This window comes from Paenibacillus gorillae (assembly GCF_000513275.1).
Lineage (GTDB): Bacteria > Bacillota > Bacilli > Paenibacillales > Paenibacillaceae > Pristimantibacillus > Pristimantibacillus gorillae.
In genome coordinates this window covers 1-19,771 of the sequence record NZ_CBVJ010000070.1, presented here as the reverse complement: position 1 = coordinate 19,771, position 19,771 = coordinate 1, and the positions used below count along the sequence as shown (strand labels likewise).

The window sequence follows — 19,771 nt, the reverse complement described above, 5'->3', positions numbered from 1 at the left end:
GATGAGCCCGATATTTCAAGACGCAAACCGCCAGCAAATCGCAAACCGCCGCCGCAAGGATGTCATCATCCACTTGCTGTTCATTGTGGCGACTTCAATCGGTGTCCTCGCACTATGCGCGTTGATCATTGATATTCTCATGGATGGCTTATCCAGGCTGCAGCCGGATCTGTTCACCAACTTCCCGTCGCGGAAGGCAGCAGGCTCAGGCATGAAGTCGGCAATTGTCGGCTCTATCTATATGCTGATCATTATGCTTCCGGTATCTTTCATTCTCGGGGTAGGTGCAGCAATCTACCTGGAGGAATATGCCGGGAAAAACCGCTTCACTCGTCTTATCCAATTGAACATCAGCACGCTGGCAGGCGTACCTTCTATCGTATACGGTATTCTGGGTCTTACGCTATTCGTCCGGCTGCTGGCGCTTGAACGCAGCTTGCTGGCCGGGGCATTCACGATGACGCTGCTTGTGCTGCCGATTATTATCGTATCAGCTCAGGAAGCAATCCGGGCCGTGCCGAAATCGCGGCGTGACGCATCGTTCGCTCTTGGCGCCACAAAGTGGCAGACCGTATCGCGGTCGGTCATTCCATCGTCCATCTCTGGTATTCTGACAGGCGTTATTCTCGCCATGTCGCGTGCCATCGGAGAGACGGCGCCACTGGTCATGATCGGCGCAATGACGTATATCAACTTCCTGCCGACAAGCTTGAAGGATTCGTTTACGGTTATGCCGATTCAGATCTACAACTGGATATCGAAGCCTCAGCTGGAGTTCAAAGAGCTGGCGGCCAGCGGTATTATCGTCCTATTGGCGCTGCTGCTCATTATGAACTTCTCAGCTATACTGCTTCGTAATAAATACCAGAAGAAATATTAATTCAACTCTTGGAGGAGATTGAGCCATGGCAACGGCAACGCAAGTGCAAGCACAGCCTTTAATCAGCATCGAGAAATTGAATCTGTTCTACGGAAGCTTTCATGCCCTGAAGGATGTATCGCTGACGATACCCGAGAAGGCGATTACCGCATTTATCGGACCTTCCGGCTGCGGCAAATCAACGCTGCTCCGTACGCTCAACCGGATGAATGACATGATTCCGGGAACGAGAATCGAGGGAAGCATCGCCATTGGCGGAACAGAGCTGTATTCCAATGAGGTTGATGTCGAGACTTTGCGCAAAAAGGTCGGAATGGTGTTCCAGCAGCCGAATCCTTTTCCCAAATCGATCTACGACAACATTGCCTACGGACCTCGCCTTCACGGCACCCGCAGCAAGCAGCAGCTCGATGAAATCGTCGAGACAAGCTTGAAGTCGGCTGTACTTTGGGATGAAGTGAAAGATCACCTGAAGCGTTCGGCGTTCAGTCTCTCCGGCGGCCAACAGCAGCGTCTGTGCATTGCGCGCGCGCTCGCCGTTAACCCGGACATCCTGCTGATGGACGAAGCGACATCCGCACTGGATCCAATCTCCACACTCAAAATTGAGGAGCTTGCGCAAGAGTTGAAAGACCGCTATACAATCGTCATGGTAACGCACAATATGCATCAAGCGGCGCGCGTCTCCAATCAAACTGTATTTTTCCTGAATGGTGAAGTAGTAGAATTCTCGGATACAGAGAAGCTGTTCTCGAACCCGACGGATCAACGTACGGAAGATTATATTAGCGGACGCTTCGGCTAAGCTTAGGGGGATATTGGCGATGATGACGACAAGAAAAGAGTTCGATCACGGCTTGGAGCTGCTTCACAATCTGCTGGTTGAAATGGGACATTTCGTAGATAAGGCACTTGAGCAATCGATGAAAGCTTTAAGCGAAACGGATACGCAGCTTGCTCAGAGGATCATTTCGGAAGATACGAAGCTGAACCAGCTCGAGCATGATGTAACGGAGCTCGGTTCGAAGCTGATTGCAACTCAACAGCCGGTGGCAAAAGATTTGCGCCGCATTTTATCCGCCTTCAAGATCGCTTCCGATCTGGAGCGGATGGGTGATCTCTGCGTCAACATTTCGAAGCTCGTTGTTCGGCTGGACGGCCAGCCGCTGATCAAGCCTCTTATCGACTTGCCGAGAATGTCGGCAATCGTACAGACGATGACCTACGAGTCGATTCAATCATTCGTACAGGAAAACGTCGATCTCGCTTACAAAATGGCAGCAGACGACGATCAAGTTGATGCGCTTTGCGCACAAATTTCCCACGAGCTGCTTGCGCTGATGATGGAAAATCCGCGTAACATTTCGCAAGCATCGATACTTAACTTCGTAGCCCGCCATATCGAACGGATTGGCGACCATGCGACGAACATCGGCGAAAGCGTCGTATATCTCGTTACGAACAGCCGTCCGGATCTAAACCGATAGTTTTGGGGAAAAAGCAGCCTTCCGCCTTGCGCGAAAGGCTTTTTGTTTACTCATAAGACTTCGCTTCTAAGCGATAGTCTTTAGTTGATTGCAAAGCCCTTTCGCTTTTAAGGTCGGATTTGAGGACGCAGCGCCTGTGCCAATGCGAAAATCAGCCCAATATGCGCCTCCGTCCTCCCTACGTGCGAAACAAAATGTAAAAGTGCAGGTTGAGGAGGCTCAAAAGCTACAAAATCGCGTTCAAAATGTAAAAGTACATTTTGAATCCCCTAATTTCGCTCGAAAGAGGCCTTTTAGGCCAATCAAACTGCACTTTTGCATTTTGATGTGATAAATCGACTAATAAGTGGAAATCAAAATGCAGATTTGCATTTTGATTCTCCGCAGCCAATCGCAGCCAATCGCAGCCAATCGCAGCCAATCGCAGCCAATCGCAGCCAATCGCAGCCAATCGCAGCCAATCGCAACCAGTCACAGCCTTCGCAAGAGAGTGAAAGATGGCATAAATGCTCGTTGTGGACGCGTGGGGCTGCTAACGATTAATTTTCGCACATAAGCGAAAATTTTTTTATTTTTGTAAAAGGTTTTTACGCAAATTTTACGAAGCGTTATTCTTGTCCGTACAAAGTTTAGGTAATATGTACCATACAAGCATACAAGCGATAAGCACGATAATCGGACATCGAGGGGAGCCGTATGGGGGATATCGGGAGCGGTCTATTCAACCGGCAAATGATTCGGGCCATAGCGAGAATGAGAGAGCAAGGCGGTTTGCTGGGCGTATTAACCTTGCAGTATGCCAAGAAGGACAAGCAGGCGGAAGCAGAGGTACAGCGCTGGGCGAAGGAGCAGAAGCGCCTGTTCTGGCAGCAGCAGCTGGGCGAGAGCCAATTGTTCTTGTTCTGTAGCAAGCCCAAGGGCGAATCTATAGACAAACTCATAAGCAAAGCCATGGAGGAGCTTCGCTCCCGGCTGGGAGACAGGCTGCGCCGCAGCGAAAGCGCCGTTCTGCCTTTTGGCTCCACGGGAGGGGAGGTCGAGGCTGCATTGTTCGCAGCGTTGCGAGAGACGGCAGCCGGCCAGCGGGCCGGTCAATCGGGGAGGTCGATGGGGACGGGAAGCGAACTGGCGCATACAATTGGCCAATTGGCGGCACCCTTCCCCGTATTTCCTTCCCGGATGAAAGTGTCGGAGGTCGCCCATTACTTCGAGCTTAATCCGAAAGCTCAGGGTGCTGTCATTGCAGATGAAGGCATACCGAAAGGGCTGCTGATGAAGGAAAAGCTGCACCAGCTGTTAGCCGGCCAGTTCGGACAGCCGCTTTATTGGACCCGGCCGGTGGAGAAGATTATGAATGGCAGCCCCCTCATGGTAGATGAGCATACACCAATCGAGCAAGTCTCCTATCTTGCGATGGGGCGTGACTATGCGCAGCTGTACGATGTGGTCATTGTGACGAGCCGGGGAGAGCTGCTCGGCGCTGTCTCTATTCGCGCGATTCTGGAGGGGATTACCGCGCTTAGGACGAAAGCGGCAAGGGAGGCGAATCCGCTGACAGGCTTGCCAGGCAATGCAGGCATTCAGGAGGAGCTTCGCCGCCGGATTGAGGGTCATGAATCATTCGCAGTTATCTACGCGGATCTGGACTATTTCAAATGGTTTAATGACTGTTACGGCTTCGGTCAAGGCGATGAGCTTATTCGATTCCTAGCGGAGCTGCTCCGGCAGGAGAAGGAACGGAGCAGCCAGCCTGATGATTTTATCGGCCATATTGGCGGTGATGACTTCATCATCGTAACGGACGCAGTCAGCGGTGAGCGGCTTTGTGAACGACTGATCGAGCGGTTTGATCTGGGCGTCAAAAGCTTCTATGGGGATGCCGGTCTGCATGCGGTAGAGGATCGCCATGGCAACGTTGTCGATCAGGAGGGAGTTACCCTCTCGTTATCCTTGATGATTAGCCATCATCCGGCTTCACTAACACCGGATCTCATATCACGTCATTCCGCAAGGCTGAAGAAACGGGCAAAAGCGCACAGGGGAAGCATTTACGTGAAAGAGACGTTAACCATACCGCAGCATAGAGAGGAACGGAATTGAGCGTGAGAGTAAATCGGATGCAAGTGCGTAATCGGGTGCGTCAAGTACCTATGGAATGGCGTGGAGGTCGGGGCGTCATTTATCTATCCTGGCATTCGGTTGCACCCGCAGGCTGGAGTGTGTTTGCAGAGGAAGCGATCGCCGCAGAAATTGAAACAGCCGCGATTGTAGTAGAGGAAAAGTACTGGATACATAATGATCTGTTCCTGCTGCTTCGGCTTCCGCCCGGAGGGCGAAGCAAGCTGGAAGGGTGGCTGCTAGAGCAGGCGATCAAGCGTCAGGCTGAGTGGGAATCGAGGTTTCGGGACGCCGAGGCAACAGAGGCAAGGTTGTTGGCAGGCGTCTCCGTCATAGAAGCTGACCTCCATGGATCAACTGAACCTGAGGGGGACCCTGACCGGATATACGAAGCGATGAAGCGAGCGATGGTACACGGCCAGCGCGATGGCTCGCTGGTCAGAAGCATGAAGCTGCGCGCCTTGAAGCAATTGATCGCCGAGCACGCAATTATGTCCGTCTATCAGCCCATTATATCACTGCAGCCGGACGGGCCCTCGCTATTTGGTTATGAAGCATTGGCGCGATTCGCCAAGCAGGAATGGTTTGCCGGCCCGCAGCAGCTGTTCGCCTTCGCCGAGCAGGAAGGCTTGGCGTATCGGCTGGACAGACTGGCCCGGCGCAAAGCGCTGGACGGCATCGGCTCGCTGCAGCCCGATCAGCGGTTGTTCATTAATGTTCAGGCGCAGATCATGAACGATCCGCATTTTACACCGGGACGAACGCTGAGCATGCTGGAGAGAAGGGGCTTATCGCCGCATAATGTTGTGTTTGAGATTACAGAGCGGACATCGATCGATGATTTTGGAGCGATGAAGAAAGCGCTCGAGCATTATCGCAGCCAAGGCTTCCAGATTGCGATAGATGATGTTGGTGCAGGGTACTCATCCCTTCAATCCATTGTTGAGCTTCGTCCCGACTACATTAAAGTGGATCGTTCCATAATTGACCGGATTGATGAGGACGATGTGAAGCTGCATATTTTGCATACGCTGGTGCAGTTGGCCTACAAGCTGGACGTCTCCATCATCGCCGAGGGCATTGAGCGGGAAGAGGAACTGGTAGCGGTAAAGAAGCTTGGCGTTCATTATGCACAAGGTTATTTGCTCGGGCGTCCCGGCGGCATCCAGTAATGATGGTTAAGCTGAAAATCAGATTTCGATCCCCCGGACGGATGTTAGCCGTTTCGGGGGCTTTTTTTGATGCAGCAGAAGGCTTTGCCGCAGAGCAAGCAGGCTCCGCTTATGGTATGATAAGGAGTAGTAGAATCAATAGGTGAGGTGTCGGAATGGACAAGTGGATGTTGATAGACGGCAATAGCATCATATATCGGGCGTTTTTTGCAATGCCGCCATTAACCAATTCAGCAGGCTTGCATACGAATGCTGTATTCGGCTTTACAACGATGCTTCTAAAACTGCTTGCAGACGAGAAGCCGACGCATGTTCTGGTCGCTTTTGATGCGGGCAAGGCGACTTTTCGCCATGAGGGTTACACGGAATATAAAGGCGGCCGTGAAAAAACGCCATCGGAGCTTTCTGAACAGTTTCCTGTACTGAAAGATCTGCTGAGCGCCTTCGGTATTGCCCAATATGAGCTGTCCGGCTTCGAAGCGGATGATATTATCGGTACGTTGACGAAAATGGCGGATGAATCCCAGGTGGAGACGTTAGTCATTACTGGAGATAAAGATATGCTGCAGCTGGCTTCCGAGCATGTTACAGTTGCGATTACGCGTAAAGGCATCAGTGAGGTAGAGCCTTATTCCCCTGCTGCTATTCAGGAGCGCTACGGCCTCAAGCCGCTGCAAATTATTGACCTCAAAGGTCTGATGGGCGACGCGTCCGACAATATTCCGGGCATTCCCGGCGTTGGGGAGAAAACCGCACTGAAGCTGCTGCATGAATTCGGCTCCGTCGAAGAGGTGCTGGCCCATACAGAGAGCTTGAAGGGGAAAATGAAAGAGAAGGTCGAGGAGCATAAAGAGAGCGCCATTATGAGCAAGAAGCTGGCGACGATCTATCGCGAAGTACCGCTCGACAAGGGTGCGGATGAAATCCGCTACGCCGGTTACGAGGACGCGGCTTTGGCGGAAGCGTTCCGCAAGCTGGAGTTCAAATCGCTCATCGAACGGCTTGATCTCGGAAGCGCGGGCAACGGAGGCAGCGAGCAGGAAGCGGCCGAAGCGGCAGCAGAGCTGAAGGTTGCGGTAATTGCCGGAGAGGGCGACGCGGATACGCTGAACGCCTTGCTAGATGATTTGAATAGAGCAGAGTCGGCGAAAAAGACAGCAGGCGGCGAAGCTGGAGTTGAAGCAGATGCAATCAACCACGGCTTATATGTGGAGGCGATTGGCGACAACCCGCATCATGCCTCAGTAATTGGATTGGCGATTGCGGTTGGCGAGCAGGTCTATGTAATTTCTGCCGATGCGGTGAAACAACCGTTCGCAGAGCCGCTGCGGAAGTGGCTTGCAGACGGGGACAAGCCGAAATACGGCTTTGATACGCATAAAGTGGAGCTGGCTTTGGGCTGGACTGGCGTCGTCTTTAACGGCGCTGTCTTTGACGTTCAGCTTGCCGCTTATTTGCTCGATCCGACGGATGCGAGCCTTACGCTCAGCGGCATGAGCCAGCGTTACGGGCTTACGGCTATTGCGGCTGATGAAGCGGTGTACGGCAAAGGCGCCAAGTTCAGAGTGCCGGATGCCGAGACGCTAAACCGTCATCTGGCGGTTAAAGCTGCTGCGGTACAGCGTATTGCGAAGCATCAGCAGGGCGATCTGGAGAAAAGCGGCATGAGCAAGCTCTATTACGAGCTGGAGCAGCCGTTGTCCCGCGTGCTTGCAGCGATGGAGCAGCAAGGTATTCAGGTGGAATCCGCTGAGCTTGAACGTCTGGGCAGCGAATTGGAGCGTAATCTGTCCCAAATTATGAGCGATATTTATCGTCATGCCGGGATGGAATTTAATATTAATTCGACGAAGCAGCTTGGCGATGTTTTATTCGAAAAGCTGGGCTTGCCGGTGATGAAAAAGACGAAGACGGGTTATTCCACCGACGCCGAAGTGCTGGAGCGGCTGGAGCCCTATCATGAGATCATCCCGCTTATTTTGCACTACCGCTCGCTTGCAAAGCTGCAATCGACCTACGTGGAAGGACTGCTCAAGGAGATTCGCCAGGAGACAGGCAAGATCCATACGTATTACCGTCAGACCATTGCCGCTACAGGCCGTCTGAGCAGCCAGTTCCCGAATTTGCAGAACATCCCGATCCGTTTGGAGGAAGGCCGCAAAATCCGGAAGGCGTTCGTGCCTTCTGAGCCAGGCTGGTACATTCTTGCAGCCGACTATTCGCAAATTGAGCTGCGCGTCCTTGCGCATATCTCAGGCGATGAGCGGCTGAAGGAAGCTTTTATCCAAGACATGGATATTCATACGAAGACTGCAATGGACGTGTTTGGCGTAACGGCTGAGCAAGTCGATTCCAATATGCGCCGTTCCGCCAAGGCGGTAAATTTCGGTATTGTATACGGTATTAGTGATTTCGGCCTTTCGCAGAACTTGAATATTACCCGGAAGGAAGCAGGAGCGTTCATCGCGCAATATTTCGAGGTGTTCCAAGGCGTGCGCAAGTATATGGATGATATTGTCGCCCAAGCCCGTCAAGACGGCTATGTGACAACGCTTCTTGAGCGCAGGCGTTATTTGCCGGATATTAAAGCATCTAATTTCAACATTCGCTCCTTCGCTGAACGAACAGCGATGAATACGCCAATCCAAGGAACAGCAGCGGATATTATTAAGCTGGCTATGGTTCGTATGGACGAGACGCTGCGCGAACGCAACCTGAAGAGCCGCATGTTGCTTCAAGTACACGATGAATTGGTATTCGAAGTGCCGGAGGACGAGCTGGAGTTAATGAAAGAGCTTGTGCCGACAGTCATGGCAGGAGCGCTTAAGCTGGACGTGCCGCTTAAGGCCGATGTCAATTACGGTGTGAACTGGTATGAGTCCAAGTAAATCAGACATGTAAATGAATGTTTTGTGATAGAGATGATGCAATTTGTGTGTATATACAGGAAGGATGTACGGTTGGTATAGCCTTCCTGTCCCGCTGCGGGTGAAATCAGGTATAATGGGACTGAGGTGAATAGCTATGCCTGAATTGCCAGAGGTAGAGACAGTTAAACGAACATTAATCGAGCTGGTCGCCGGTAAGCGGATTCAATCAGTAACGGTCAGACTGCCGAGAATTATACAGCGCCCGGAAGAGCCGGAACAGTTCGCGGCCGCCCTTGAAGGACGGACGATTCAGACGGTGGAGCGCCGGGGCAAGTTTTTACGCATTATGTTGGACGGATTAGTATTGGTATCGCATTTACGGATGGAAGGCCGTTACGGCGTTTTCCCAAGTGAAGAACCCATTGAGCTGCATACACATGTTCTATTCCATTTCGACGACGGAACGGATCTGAGGTACAAGGATGTCCGGCAGTTCGGTACGATGCATCTGTTCGAGGCCGGTACGGATCTGGAAATGAAGCCGCTCAAGAAATTAGGACTGGAGCCGCTGAACAATCCAGACTTCACGCTGGAGGCGTTCCGGTCGAAGCTCGCCACACGCTCTACGAAAATCAAGCCGCTGCTCCTTAATCAAGAATATATCGTTGGCCTTGGCAATATCTATGTAGATGAAGCGTTGTTCAGCGCCGGCATCCATCCGGAACGTTCAGCGAATGAACTGAAGCCTGCGGAGTGGAAAAAGCTGCATGAATCCGTCATCGGCACTTTGTCGAGAGCTGTGGATGCGGGGGGCTCCTCCATTAAATCCTATGTGAATGGGCAAGGCGAGATGGGAATGTTTCAGCACCAGCTTCTGGTGTATGGCCGGAAGGACGAAGCATGCTCCTCTTGCGGCCGCCCAATTGAGAAGTTTGTTGTAGGCGGCAGAGGGACACATATTTGCAAGCATTGCCAGCCGCTACCGAAAGTCCGTCAAAGCAAATAACAAGTTGTACGATGCACCGTCACTCTTCGCCTGCATATGCTGTTGTTAACATGACAATAGGCGAATGTCTATTTTGCAGCTGCAGGATGTTGAATTCATAGCTGCTTATGACGTTCGATATGCGGGGAGTGATGCGAGTTGTTCGCGCATATTGTATCTTTGCTGGTGCTTGCTTTCGCTGTAAGTGTAGACGGTTTTGGCGTGGGCATTACGTACGGATTGCGGAGAATCCGGATTCCGTTGTTTTCCGTCCTTATTATCGCTTTATGCTCGGGATTGATTATCTGGGTGTCGATGCAGGTGGGCTCGTGGATTACCGGCTATTTGCCGCCGATCGCGGCAAAGCTTATGGGTGCAATTATTCTGGTGGTTATCGGAATCTGGGCGCTGCTGCAATTGCGTCGCAACCGGAAAGAAGAGTCAGATGAAGCTGTTAAGGATCAAGAAGTTGTCGAGGGAGCGGATGCTGCTGTACCCGCAGAGCCTGCTAACCCTGTACTTGTAGTGATTGTGGAATTAAAACGTATCGGTCTTGTCATTCAAATATTACGCACGCCGCAAGCTGCCGATGTTGACAAATCGGGGACGATATCCGCATCGGAAGCTGTTATGCTCGGCTTTGCCTTGTCGCTGGACGCATTTGGCGCGGGCATCGGAGCTGCCATGATCGGCCTTCCGGCCCTGTGGACGGCGGTCGTCATTGCAGCGGCCAGTGCATTGTTTCTGTTAATGGGTATACGTTTCGGCTTCCGGTTCTCCAATTGGAAGGGAATGCGGGCATTGTCGGTGCTTCCTGGCATTTTGCTTATCTTGATTGGCATTACAAAGCTGTTATAAGAACGGGGTGAAGGCTTATGAAGATCGGTTTAACCGGCGGTATCGCTACTGGCAAAAGCACCGTTGCCTCCATGCTAGTGGAGCGCGGTGCGCTGCTGGTCGATGCGGATCAGGTGGCGAGAGAGGTTGTTATGCCCGGTGAACCGGCTTTAGAGGCGGTCGCCTCTGCGTTCGGACAAGCCGTTATACATAAGGAAGATGGTACGCTGGACCGCAAGGCGCTGGGTGCGATCGTATTCAATAACAAGGATAAGCTGGCGCAGCTGGAGGGGATTCTTCATCCCGCCATTCGTACCAGAATGCAGCAGCGGATTAAGCAATACGAAATCGAATTTCCGCAAAAGCTAGTCGTAGCGGATATCCCGCTTTTGTACGAAACCGGACAAGCTTCGTTATACGATGGCATTATGGTCGCTTACGTACCGGAGAAGCTGCAGCTTGAGCGTCTGATGCTTCGCAACGCTATTGATGCGGATGAGGCGCAGCGCAGGGTCAAGCTTCAAATGGATATTGAAGAGAAGAAGCCGCGTGCGGATTGGGTCATCGACAACAGCGGAACGCTGGAGGAGACAAGCCGCCAGATCGATCTTTTCTGGAAAAGCCAGGGTCTGCTATGAGGTGGCTGCTGAAGAAACGAGTGTTTCTCGTGCTGCTCATCGGCTTCATCGGTATGCTGTTTCTGAATTCGGATTGGATGGCCAGATGGATGTACCCGGTACAATTCCGGGAGGACATCCGGGCCAGCGCTTCTAATTATAAGGTTGATCCCCATCTGGTAGCTGCCATTATCAGGGCCGAGACTAATTTCTCTAATGGCAAAGTATCATCTAAAGGTGCATTAGGTTTAATGCAGATCATGCCGGATACGGCGGATTGGATCGTAGAAAGAGCTGGCTTCGAGAAGGTGACGCCGGAAATTTTGCAGCATCGGCCGGATGTCAGCATCGAAATCGGCACCTGGTATTTGCAATCTTTGCATAAGCAATTCGGGCAAAATAAAATTGCGGCAATCGCCGCGTATAACGCCGGACCCGGCAATGTGCGCAAATGGCTCGATTCCGGGCGCTGGGACGGACGTGAGGAGACGGTAAATCTCATTCCTTTTGGCGAAACCCGGCACTATGTACAAAAAGTCATTTATTACTATAATAAATACAAAGACCTTTATCCCGATATGTAGCCTAGATGATTATTCCCTTTGCAAATAGAAGAAGCTTTGGCCGATCCGCGCCGCTTCAGGACGGGACAAGCCAAAGCCTCTAGTTATACATGACTGATGAAATCATTATTTACCGGCAAGGGATTGCTCGGCGATTTGCACCAGACGACGAGTGATGTTGCCGCCGATGTAGCCAGCATCTTTAGTCAGCAGGTTACCGCCGTATCCGTCTTGCGGAAACGCGATTCCCAGCTCTTGAGCCACCTCATATTTCAGTTGGTCAAGCGCTGCGGATGCTTGTGGTACAACTAGTTGGTTGCTGTTGCTCATGTTTGTCACCTCCTTGCGGTTGGTAAAAGTATTATGTGCGAAATTTCAAACTTCATTACAGGAAACGTATGGAAAAAATAATAATTCTAGCCCAGAAGGAAGTGATGGATATGAAATGCCCTTATTGCGACAACTCCGGCACGAAGGTTCTTGACTCGCGTCCAGCCAACGAGAACAAGTCGATCCGCCGCCGCAGAGAATGCGAGCGGTGCAGCCGCCGCTTCACAACGTTCGAGATGATCGAGGAAACGCCGCTGATCGTTATCAAGAAGGACGGCAGCCGCGAAGAATTCAGCCGCGACAAAATTTTGCGCGGATTGATCCGCGCCTGCGAGAAGCGCCCGGTGTCGGTTGAGAACCTGGAGGTTATCGTCTCCGAAGTAGAGAAGGAGCTCCGCACCACAGCGCTGGCCGAAGTGGAAAGCCGTGATATCGGCGAGATCGTCATGGGCCAGCTCTATCCGGTCGATGAAGTAGCTTACGTCCGCTTCGCGTCCGTATACCGCCAGTTTAAGGACATCGATATGTTCATGAAGGAATTGAACAGCCTGCTGTCCAAGCACCCGTTGAATGGGAATGGGCAGGGGTAGGAGCGGGAAGAGTTAGGGGAAGGCAGAGAGTAAGCGGATTTGAAAGGGATTGAGAATAAGCAGCATGCGATGCGCATGCTGCTTATTTTTGTTGTGTCCGGGTATGGGATGGGGGATTGATTGAGGACTCTGGAGCGAAGTTGTGCTGGCGTAAAAGAGGGCAGTTCATTGTAGGAGATAATGAAGGGCTTCGTGCACAGCTTTGGAGAGGTGATTTTAGTCGGTGGGAGATTGTTCGGGTGATCGGACTTTGACGTGATGCGCTAATGTAACTTTTTTGCTTTGTTGAGTAACTAATTTCTTTATTTCTTGGGGGAAAGACGTTTGAATCGAGGTTAAGGATTAAAAGTTCATAAGGGCGGAAATGAATTTCGCGATAAGGAAAATAGCTCGCTTATTCGAGTAGGTTGGATAATCAAGAGGGGGAAGAGATTCTGACAGTATTGTTTTGACTTGCTGTCATTGATGCACTACTTCAAATGAGCATTAAAACCTATTATCGAGCAAATTCCCCTCAAGGAGAAGTTTTCCAGCACTATTGACTTCGATAATGGCAGCGTGCTAATATAAAAATTGTCGCTGCTTTCGTTTGAAAATAAGCGGTTACACTGTTAAATTCGTTTGAACATGGGGCCATAGCTCAGCTGGGAGAGCGCTTGCATGGCATGCAAGAGGTCAGGGGTTCGATCCCCCTTGGCTCCACCAAATCACCTACAAACCCTCGATACATAAGGGTTTTTTTTGTCTTCTTCTGTAGTTATCACGTTTCGAACATCATTGATTCAGAACAGCATGAGCGAACAGATAGTGCCAAAATCCCCAGTGATCACGTCCGTGCTCACCAAAGTTTTTCTTCATTAGTGATCACAAATGTTTACGGTTTCCATGCATAGAAAAAGGGCTTTTTCCGCTTGATCAGCATCGTTATACGAGCAAACCCCTTCATAGTGCGATATTAGCTTGATCGAATAGCATGTTTCCGAACTTCTGTGATGTTTTCTTATGGATGCTCGGCAATACATGTCTGTAGATATCCAGTGTGGTTCGGACATCGGAGTGACCGAGTATTTCCTTTACAACCTTCGGATTGATCTCCCCCTTTAGCATAGAGTGGCGACAGTATGCCGTAAATCGTGGAACCTGATCTTCGATACATCTGCCTTCTTGATAAGGTTGTAGAATTGCGCAGGACATTGCGTACCAAATGCTGTACACACGACTAATCCTTATTTTGATAGATCGGTCTTATCGCTAGCATCTCTTTCGCAATGATTCGCTTATGCTTTGCAATGCCTCTAATACACGGCTATCCAGCGAAATCGTTCGCGTACTTGTTTTAGTCTTTGTAAGAGGTACCAATTTCTTTCCATTATGCATAAAGTCTGTCTGATACTAATCGTATCGTTCTCAAAGTCAATATCCCTCCATCTGACTCCAAGGATTTCACTCTGTCGCATTCCTGTCGTGAGCGCCAGAAGGAAAGATATAAGCGATGTTCCTTAGCTACTTCAAGAACTTTTGTACTTCTTGAACGGCCTATACAGTCATTTCCTTCTTATCGACCTTCGGCGTCTCAGCATTTTTCACTGGATTGGAGAAAACATATTTACGCTTGCGGCTTCAAACGCGCTTTTCAAGATCTTATGAATATCCAGGTGTGCCGCGACAATCCAGATTCTTCGATGAAGGTAGGCAAGTACGAGATCGGTTCTGTATGACGGAAGCTTACCGAGTTCAGAGGGTTTGAGAATGAATATGGTCTTATTAGCCAACCTAAGATTAAAGATTAATACTGCTTTTATCAATGAGACTCTTGTTTTCGTTTGAGTAAGATGTGCTAAGTGTCATCTATACGAATGATTCGCATCGAATTAACATGGAAAATACTCTTGAGAAGGGTAACTGCTATTTTTTTGTCGAATGGTAGAAAAAGGCGGCGATGATTCCTTGATAATTAAAAGTCAGAGTGGTTCAATAATACATACTCTTGACTGGTTAGCTCACGCTCTCCCAACTAGTGGTAAAAAGCACTTAAAGGATGGACACAGAGCTAATCTTGAGCTTGCTAAAGCTTGGATGACCGACACTGGTCTGCAAATACCATCCGATCTTGCTGAGCAATTGTCAACTCATCAAGATACCGTTGATTTTCAAGTTGAATGGGCTATTCCAGGGTTTGAAACAAAGTCAGATGCCTGTCACAAACTAAGAGGGAACCTGACCTTTTGCCGTTAGGAATCGCTTGCAAACTGTGGGAGTGGTTATTAGTAAAGATTTTTATTTATAATAAACAGGAGATTACGTTAATTTTCACAATGGTACTTTCAACCAGCAATAATTGATAAAAAGGGAAAATCGAATATTTTGTCGAACTAACAACAGTACTGACTTAAATGTGGAGAGGTGCACCGATTTGAATACAAAATATGATCATTTATCTAAGGAAGAGCTTGTTTCATTGTTATTAAGTCGTGATTCTTCAAGAAAGATTGGACTTGTATGGGAGCGAGATGAACTAGAGCATGAAAAGAGTCTGAATAATGATTTTGTAACGTTCGACTTTGAGCAGAACTATAGTCTAGGAGAAGCTCCTTATGATAACTTGCTAATCGAAGGGGATAATTTTGATGCGTTACGTTATTTAAATATAGCTTATAAAGGTCGTGTGAAATGTATCTATATAGATCCACCATATAACACAGGGAACAAAGACTTCATCTACAACGATCGGTTCGTCGATAAGGAAGATGCTTGGAGGCATTCCAAATGGCTTGAATATCTCTATCGCCGTCTTGAACTTGCCAAAGACCTTTTATCTGTTGACGGTGTCATTTTTGTTTCAATTGGTGAAGAAGAGTACTCACATCTATCACTACTAATGGAACAAGTATTTCCTGGTAAGAAAGTATGTACCTTTGTTTGGAGAAGAAGAAGTGGTGCGAATGATGAAAAGAATTGGTTTGTAAGTGAAGACCATGAATATATATTATGCTACGCTAACCCAGGATTCACTTTCGCAGGGATTAATAAAGATTGGTCAAAGGCTACTGATGATGGAGATGACCGAGGCCCATGGGTGGACGGACCACTAAATCAAGGGAAAGATATTAAACAAAGACCAGAATCCTACTATCAAATATTTAATCCTGTAACTGATACATGGTATCCATGTGATCCAGACAGTGTATGGCGATTTGCAACCATAGCAAGAGCAAAAGCTGGTAAAAAAATACGGACAAAGTATATGGAGGAACTTGTTGAGGAAGATCGTATATCATGGCCTGCTAATGAACAGACTGTCACTTACAACTCTCTGGAAGAATTATATGAGGCGTTGGAAAATGGTTCGGCGCCACATAATTTAAGAGTGTACGAGCGATACGACGTGCTTAAAGAAGAAATTGTGAATGGTACTGCAGATGCGAGGATATTAGAGAATATTCCTCCTTTGGAGTTTTGGATTGGCAAAAAGATTGGTATGGGAAAACCCAGATTGAAACGATTTGTTTCTGAGATTAAGAAGACGGACAAACCGTTATCTACTTGGGTCCTTCCGTCATCAATGAAGAAGGTTGAATTAGAAGAAGTAGACTTAGAAGAAGTAGTTGCTTTTACAGTGGGCTATACAAGCGAGGGAACTAGTTTACTATCGAAAATGGTAGGGAACAAGGATTTCCAATACCCTAAACCGCTCTCTTTAATAAAGTCGCTAGTTCGTCAGAGTACAGACTCCAGTTCAAATGATATTATACTGGACTTCTTTGCTGGAAGTGGGACGACTGGCCATGCAGTAATGGAGGTTAACGCAGAAGATGATGGTGATAGAAGGTATATTCTTGTGTCCAGTACAGAAGCTACTATAGCTGACCCTGATAAAAATGTTTGCCGTGATATTACCGCGAAAAGATTACGCGCTGCCATTGAGGGGTATAGTTGGCGTACCGCTAAAGGTATTCAGAAGGTCGAAGGTCTTGGGGGATCGTTTGCATATTTTAAAACCCAAAGGATACCGCATAACAATTTATACCTTGATATAAATCATGACCAGATTTGGTACGCGCTTCAACAAATGCACGCAGACTCTATTACTCCGTTTCTTCATAAAAGTCCAATTCAAATATTTGAGACAGAATCGTTATTAATTATTTACATTCCTCAACTGGATAGTGAATCATACCTTGCTGCGATGATGAAATTTGAAAAGAGGAAGGTTCCAACGATTGTCTATACTTGGCAACCAGGTTTACTTAAACAAAAGATACACAGTGAGCATATTTATATACAAAATTTACCTGATGTTTTAATTGAGCGCTTCGGAGGTATTCAGTAGGATGAGTATTGTGCCAAAGGGATTTCAACTAGCTGCCATTGACAATGCTTACTCAGTACTATCAGATTGTTTATCGGAAATCGAAAAAGTAAGATTATCTGTGACTTTTGATGCACAGAAAAAAACAATAGTTGCACACAAAGGCTGTTTATTATTTGAGGCTCCCACAGGAACAGGAAAAACATTGATGGCTGGCTGCACAATGGAGAAGCTCAGTAAGAAACATAAGATTTTGTGGTTTTGGTTTGCACCATTTAGTGGGTTGATTGATCAAGCTACTAATACGGTCAAGGCGGAATTCCCTAAATTAACAGCCAAGTCCGTTGACACTGAGAGGCATGTAGCAAATTTAAGAAGCGGAGATGTATTTATTACAACATGGTCAAGTGTCGCAGTTTCCAATGCGGAAAGTCGTAAAGTCAGGCAGAACACAGAGACCATGCCCTCAATTGATGAAATGATAGTGTACGCTAAAAAAGCAGGATTTCATATTGGTGTAGTAGTTGATGAGTCGCATCACTCGTTCAGAGGGCAAAGCCAAGCGTTTTCCTTCTACAAGGATGTAATAAATCCAGATGTTACGATCATGGCAACTGCCACACCAAAAGACGTAGATGTTGATAACTTTATACAATCTCATGATATCAAATATGTACATCGTATTTCTGTTTCAAGGCAGCAAGCTATCGATGCTGGGCTACTAAAAAGTGGTGTTAAGGTTGCCGTTTTTAAAGCAAACACGAATATTAGCGGCTTGATTGATTTCCGAAAGACTGCACTACAGTGCGGTGTTAGAACGCACAGAGAAATTAAGCAAATACTTGCTGACCAAGGGCAAAATATAACGCCGTTACTGCTAATTCAGGCAGATTCTAGTGAGGATAGTATTAAGCAGATCACTAATTGGCTACATGAGTTTGGATTTAGAACAGAGAACATAAGAGTACATACGGCGGATGAACCTGATCCACACTTGATAGCGATTGCTCACGATGAAAGTGTGGAAGCTTTGATATTCAAAATGTCTGTTGCAACTGGTTTTGATGCTCCTCGTGCCTTTACTCTTGTGTCAATGAGAACAAGTCGGGATTCTGATTTTGGTATACAAATCGTTGGGCGGATAATGCGAGTTGACAAAAGGTTGCAAGGTGATATTACTATCCCCAAACAGTTAAAGTATGGATACGTATTTTTATCAGATAAAGAAGGACAAACAGGTTTAACAAGTGCAGCACAACGAATCAATGCAATTAAGAGCGAACTAGCTCCTTTAACGCGTACGACAGATGTGGTTGCTATCGATAACGATGTGCACTACGTTAATAATGGACAGATTTCTCTGTTTACTGCTGAACAGGAAGAAGCATCGGGACATACAGAGGCAGTAGAAGTAGATAGTCCAACAAGTAACGCAAGTGAAGAGAAAGCCTATCAGTTTGACCTTTTTAATTCTTGGGGTTTCGTTAATGAAGCTATAGGTCCGTATAGTACTACTTTATCTATTGAACCTGATGGACACATAGGAACTGCTGGAGCGACTGAAGCTGCTGGAAGATCCCCTTCATCATACACATATCGATTACGTACAGATATAAGCTACCCAAGGCAATTTAAAAGAGCAGTTGTTTCATTGGATAACTCGAAGATATTAACAGAAATAGTGAACAAGTTTGTATTTGATGAAAGGACCTTATCTGCCACACAACAAAGCGCTACTAGGATACTTATGGAGCAAACTGAGATATTTGAAGGTCGAAGGGATAGGCCTCATGAGATTAATGCATTATTAGCGCAAGTGGAGATTGACAAGCTAGCCCAACAATCATTATTTAGTACTAATAGGGATGGAATTATAGATATTCGTTCCTTACATGCAGCACTGGCTGCTAAACTTCAAAATGAGTTAGAGCGTATGGGATGGTTGCACATGACTACTCCCGATAAGGTTAGAGAAGGTCTCCATAAAATATTAGTTCTACGCCCTGAGGCGTTGAAGAAAGCTGTGGATGAAGCGATTGCTCTCAACACTGAAGTGGAAAACGCAAGTTTCATTCCTGACTTCATCATGGCTGACCATGAACTTGCTTATTCACGGTTGAATATATATGGAGTCTATCCAAGTGATTTAAATACTTGGGAAACTGCATTTGCAGAAGAAATGGATAACGACCTAGATGATATCATAGTGTGGTGGCATAGGAATCTTCCGCGAAAAGACTATTCAGTATGTTTACCACTTCCTGGTCAGCCTAACTTTTATCCTGATTTCATTGTAGGAATAAAGAATCGGGCTAGAGGGAATGGAATTTTATTAGTAGAGGTTAAACGAGTAATTAATGATGAAAATCAAAATGCTCAATTAAAAGCTCAGGCAGTACACCCAGAATACAAAAAGGTAATGATGTTATACTGGGAAAATGAGGATCGTTGGATGACTGTTGAGTACGATGAAACACATGATAAAAATATTTTGGATAGAGTGTTGCGCTTTGATTCAATGCAATCATATTAAACAGCTTAGAGAGGCTGCGTCACAAGTGGCGCGGCCTCTCTATGTGAAAAGTCTCGTAGTAGCACTATGGAGACAGTGAAATAGTGGATACATTAGGTGAGCAGAGAAGAGATTGAGAAAAGCTTGATAGCAATATCGTGGAAACTCAAGTCCTCTCAACCAAAGCCACATGATCTAATCTAACCGTGTTGGAAGCGCGGGGATCAACAGTAAGTATTTTGTCATTGCATTTGGATAATCAACGAAGAACTATGCTCTTCTTCCCTCCTTCGAAATAGTTTGATATATACGCGAATAGTCCAAGATCAATAGAGTAAGATAACTCAACAAGTTCACATGCGAACGGGTTATCTCGGACTTTTAGTTTTGATTAAAACAGTGTAAGGGTAGGAAACATGCTATGGTTAGTCGAAGTAAGTCCCAAATAATTGGTGAAATAGGCGAATATCTTACGTGCTATGAGATATTAAAAAGCAGAAG

The 19,771-nt window shown here is 47.5% G+C and carries 17 protein-coding genes and 1 tRNA gene; 16 read left to right on the top strand and 2 right to left on the bottom strand.

All coding sequences use genetic code 11. From position 1 onward, the window contains the following. The first annotated feature begins 1 nt into the window (after position 1). From pstA to TY10_RS11785, 11 genes are all read left to right on the top strand, one after another. On the top strand, positions 2 to 880 hold the full coding sequence (gene pstA, locus TY10_RS11835) for a phosphate ABC transporter permease PstA (protein WP_042163562.1): 879 nt from the start codon (positions 2 to 4) through the stop codon (positions 878 to 880). A gap of 25 nt (positions 881 to 905) precedes the next feature. Beyond that, on the top strand, positions 906 to 1,685 hold the full coding sequence (gene pstB / locus TY10_RS11830; protein WP_042163559.1) for a phosphate ABC transporter ATP-binding protein PstB: 780 nt from the start codon (positions 906 to 908) through the stop codon (positions 1,683 to 1,685). Positions 1,686 to 1,707: 22 nt separating this feature from the next. Then, positions 1,708 to 2,367 carry a phosphate signaling complex protein PhoU gene (phoU, locus tag TY10_RS11825; protein WP_042163631.1) on the top strand — a complete coding sequence of 220 codons (660 nt, stop codon included), beginning with the start codon at positions 1,708 to 1,710 and terminating at the stop codon, positions 2,365 to 2,367. Between the two features lie 358 nt (positions 2,368 to 2,725). Beyond that, positions 2,726 to 2,923 (top strand): hypothetical protein, encoded by a 198-nt coding sequence (locus tag TY10_RS30405; protein WP_155985825.1) that lies wholly within the window; start codon positions 2,726 to 2,728, stop codon positions 2,921 to 2,923. 140 nt (positions 2,924 to 3,063) lie between these two features. Then, positions 3,064 to 4,467, top strand: coding sequence for a GGDEF domain-containing protein (locus tag TY10_RS11815; protein ID WP_052350513.1), 1,404 nt, complete (start codon positions 3,064 to 3,066; stop codon positions 4,465 to 4,467). Positions 4,468 to 4,469: 2 nt separating this feature from the next. Continuing rightward, positions 4,470 to 5,657 (top strand): EAL domain-containing protein, encoded by a 1,188-nt coding sequence (locus TY10_RS11810; RefSeq protein WP_238327561.1) that lies wholly within the window; start codon positions 4,470 to 4,472, stop codon positions 5,655 to 5,657. Between the two features lie 155 nt (positions 5,658 to 5,812). Continuing rightward, complete coding sequence (gene polA / locus TY10_RS11805) at positions 5,813 to 8,545, top strand: DNA polymerase I (RefSeq protein WP_042163554.1); 2,733 nt, start codon at positions 5,813 to 5,815, stop codon at positions 8,543 to 8,545. Between the two features lie 136 nt (positions 8,546 to 8,681). Beyond that, on the top strand, positions 8,682 to 9,533 hold the full coding sequence (gene mutM, locus TY10_RS11800) for a DNA-formamidopyrimidine glycosylase (RefSeq protein WP_042163552.1): 852 nt from the start codon (positions 8,682 to 8,684) through the stop codon (positions 9,531 to 9,533). Between the two features lie 138 nt (positions 9,534 to 9,671). Next, the gene (gene ytaF / locus TY10_RS11795) at positions 9,672 to 10,370 is read left to right on the top strand and encodes a sporulation membrane protein YtaF (protein ID WP_042163550.1); all 699 of its coding nucleotides are present in this window, start codon (positions 9,672 to 9,674) and stop codon (positions 10,368 to 10,370) included. Positions 10,371 to 10,387: 17 nt separating this feature from the next. Beyond that, positions 10,388 to 10,987 (top strand): dephospho-CoA kinase, encoded by a 600-nt coding sequence (gene coaE, locus TY10_RS11790; protein WP_042163547.1) that lies wholly within the window; start codon positions 10,388 to 10,390, stop codon positions 10,985 to 10,987. Next, entirely contained in the window at positions 10,984 to 11,550 is a 567-nt protein-coding gene (locus tag TY10_RS11785) for a lytic transglycosylase domain-containing protein (RefSeq protein WP_042163545.1), read from the top strand. The genes coaE and TY10_RS11785 overlap by 4 nt, the downstream gene beginning before the upstream one ends. Positions 11,551 to 11,655: 105 nt before the next feature. On the opposite strand, the gene TY10_RS11780 is transcribed toward TY10_RS11785, so the two are convergent. Then, positions 11,656 to 11,859 carry an alpha/beta-type small acid-soluble spore protein gene (locus TY10_RS11780; protein ID WP_042163543.1) on the bottom strand — a complete coding sequence of 68 codons (204 nt, stop codon included), beginning with the start codon at positions 11,857 to 11,859 and terminating at the stop codon, positions 11,656 to 11,658. A 110-nt stretch (positions 11,860 to 11,969) separates the two neighbouring features. Here TY10_RS11780 and nrdR point away from each other — a divergent pair, with 110 nt between their 5' ends. Together nrdR and TY10_RS11770 are read left to right on the top strand one after the other, a co-directional pair. Further along, a complete protein-coding gene (gene nrdR / locus TY10_RS11775; RefSeq protein WP_042163624.1) occupies positions 11,970 to 12,449 on the top strand; it encodes a transcriptional regulator NrdR in 480 nt (159 codons plus the stop codon). Positions 12,450 to 13,078: 629 nt separating this feature from the next. Continuing rightward, positions 13,079 to 13,154 (top strand) — tRNA-Ala (locus TY10_RS11770). A gap of 590 nt (positions 13,155 to 13,744) precedes the next feature. On the opposite strand, the gene TY10_RS32535 is transcribed toward TY10_RS11770, so the two are convergent. After that, entirely contained in the window at positions 13,745 to 13,924 is a 180-nt protein-coding gene (locus TY10_RS32535; RefSeq protein WP_420329400.1) for a tyrosine-type recombinase/integrase, read from the bottom strand. A 472-nt stretch (positions 13,925 to 14,396) separates the two neighbouring features. Here TY10_RS32535 and TY10_RS11760 point away from each other — a divergent pair, with 472 nt between their 5' ends. From TY10_RS11760 to TY10_RS11750, 3 genes are all read left to right on the top strand, one after another. Then, complete coding sequence (locus TY10_RS11760) at positions 14,397 to 14,684, top strand: hypothetical protein (RefSeq protein WP_155985822.1); 288 nt, start codon at positions 14,397 to 14,399, stop codon at positions 14,682 to 14,684. Between the two features lie 178 nt (positions 14,685 to 14,862). Next, positions 14,863 to 16,779, top strand: a complete 1,917-nt coding sequence (locus tag TY10_RS28845; RefSeq protein WP_052350511.1) for a site-specific DNA-methyltransferase — start codon at positions 14,863 to 14,865, stop codon at positions 16,777 to 16,779. Position 16,780: 1 nt separating this feature from the next. Continuing rightward, on the top strand, positions 16,781 to 19,291 hold the full coding sequence (locus tag TY10_RS11750) for a DEAD/DEAH box helicase (protein ID WP_042163536.1): 2,511 nt from the start codon (positions 16,781 to 16,783) through the stop codon (positions 19,289 to 19,291). Positions 19,292 to 19,771: the final 480 nt, after the last annotated feature.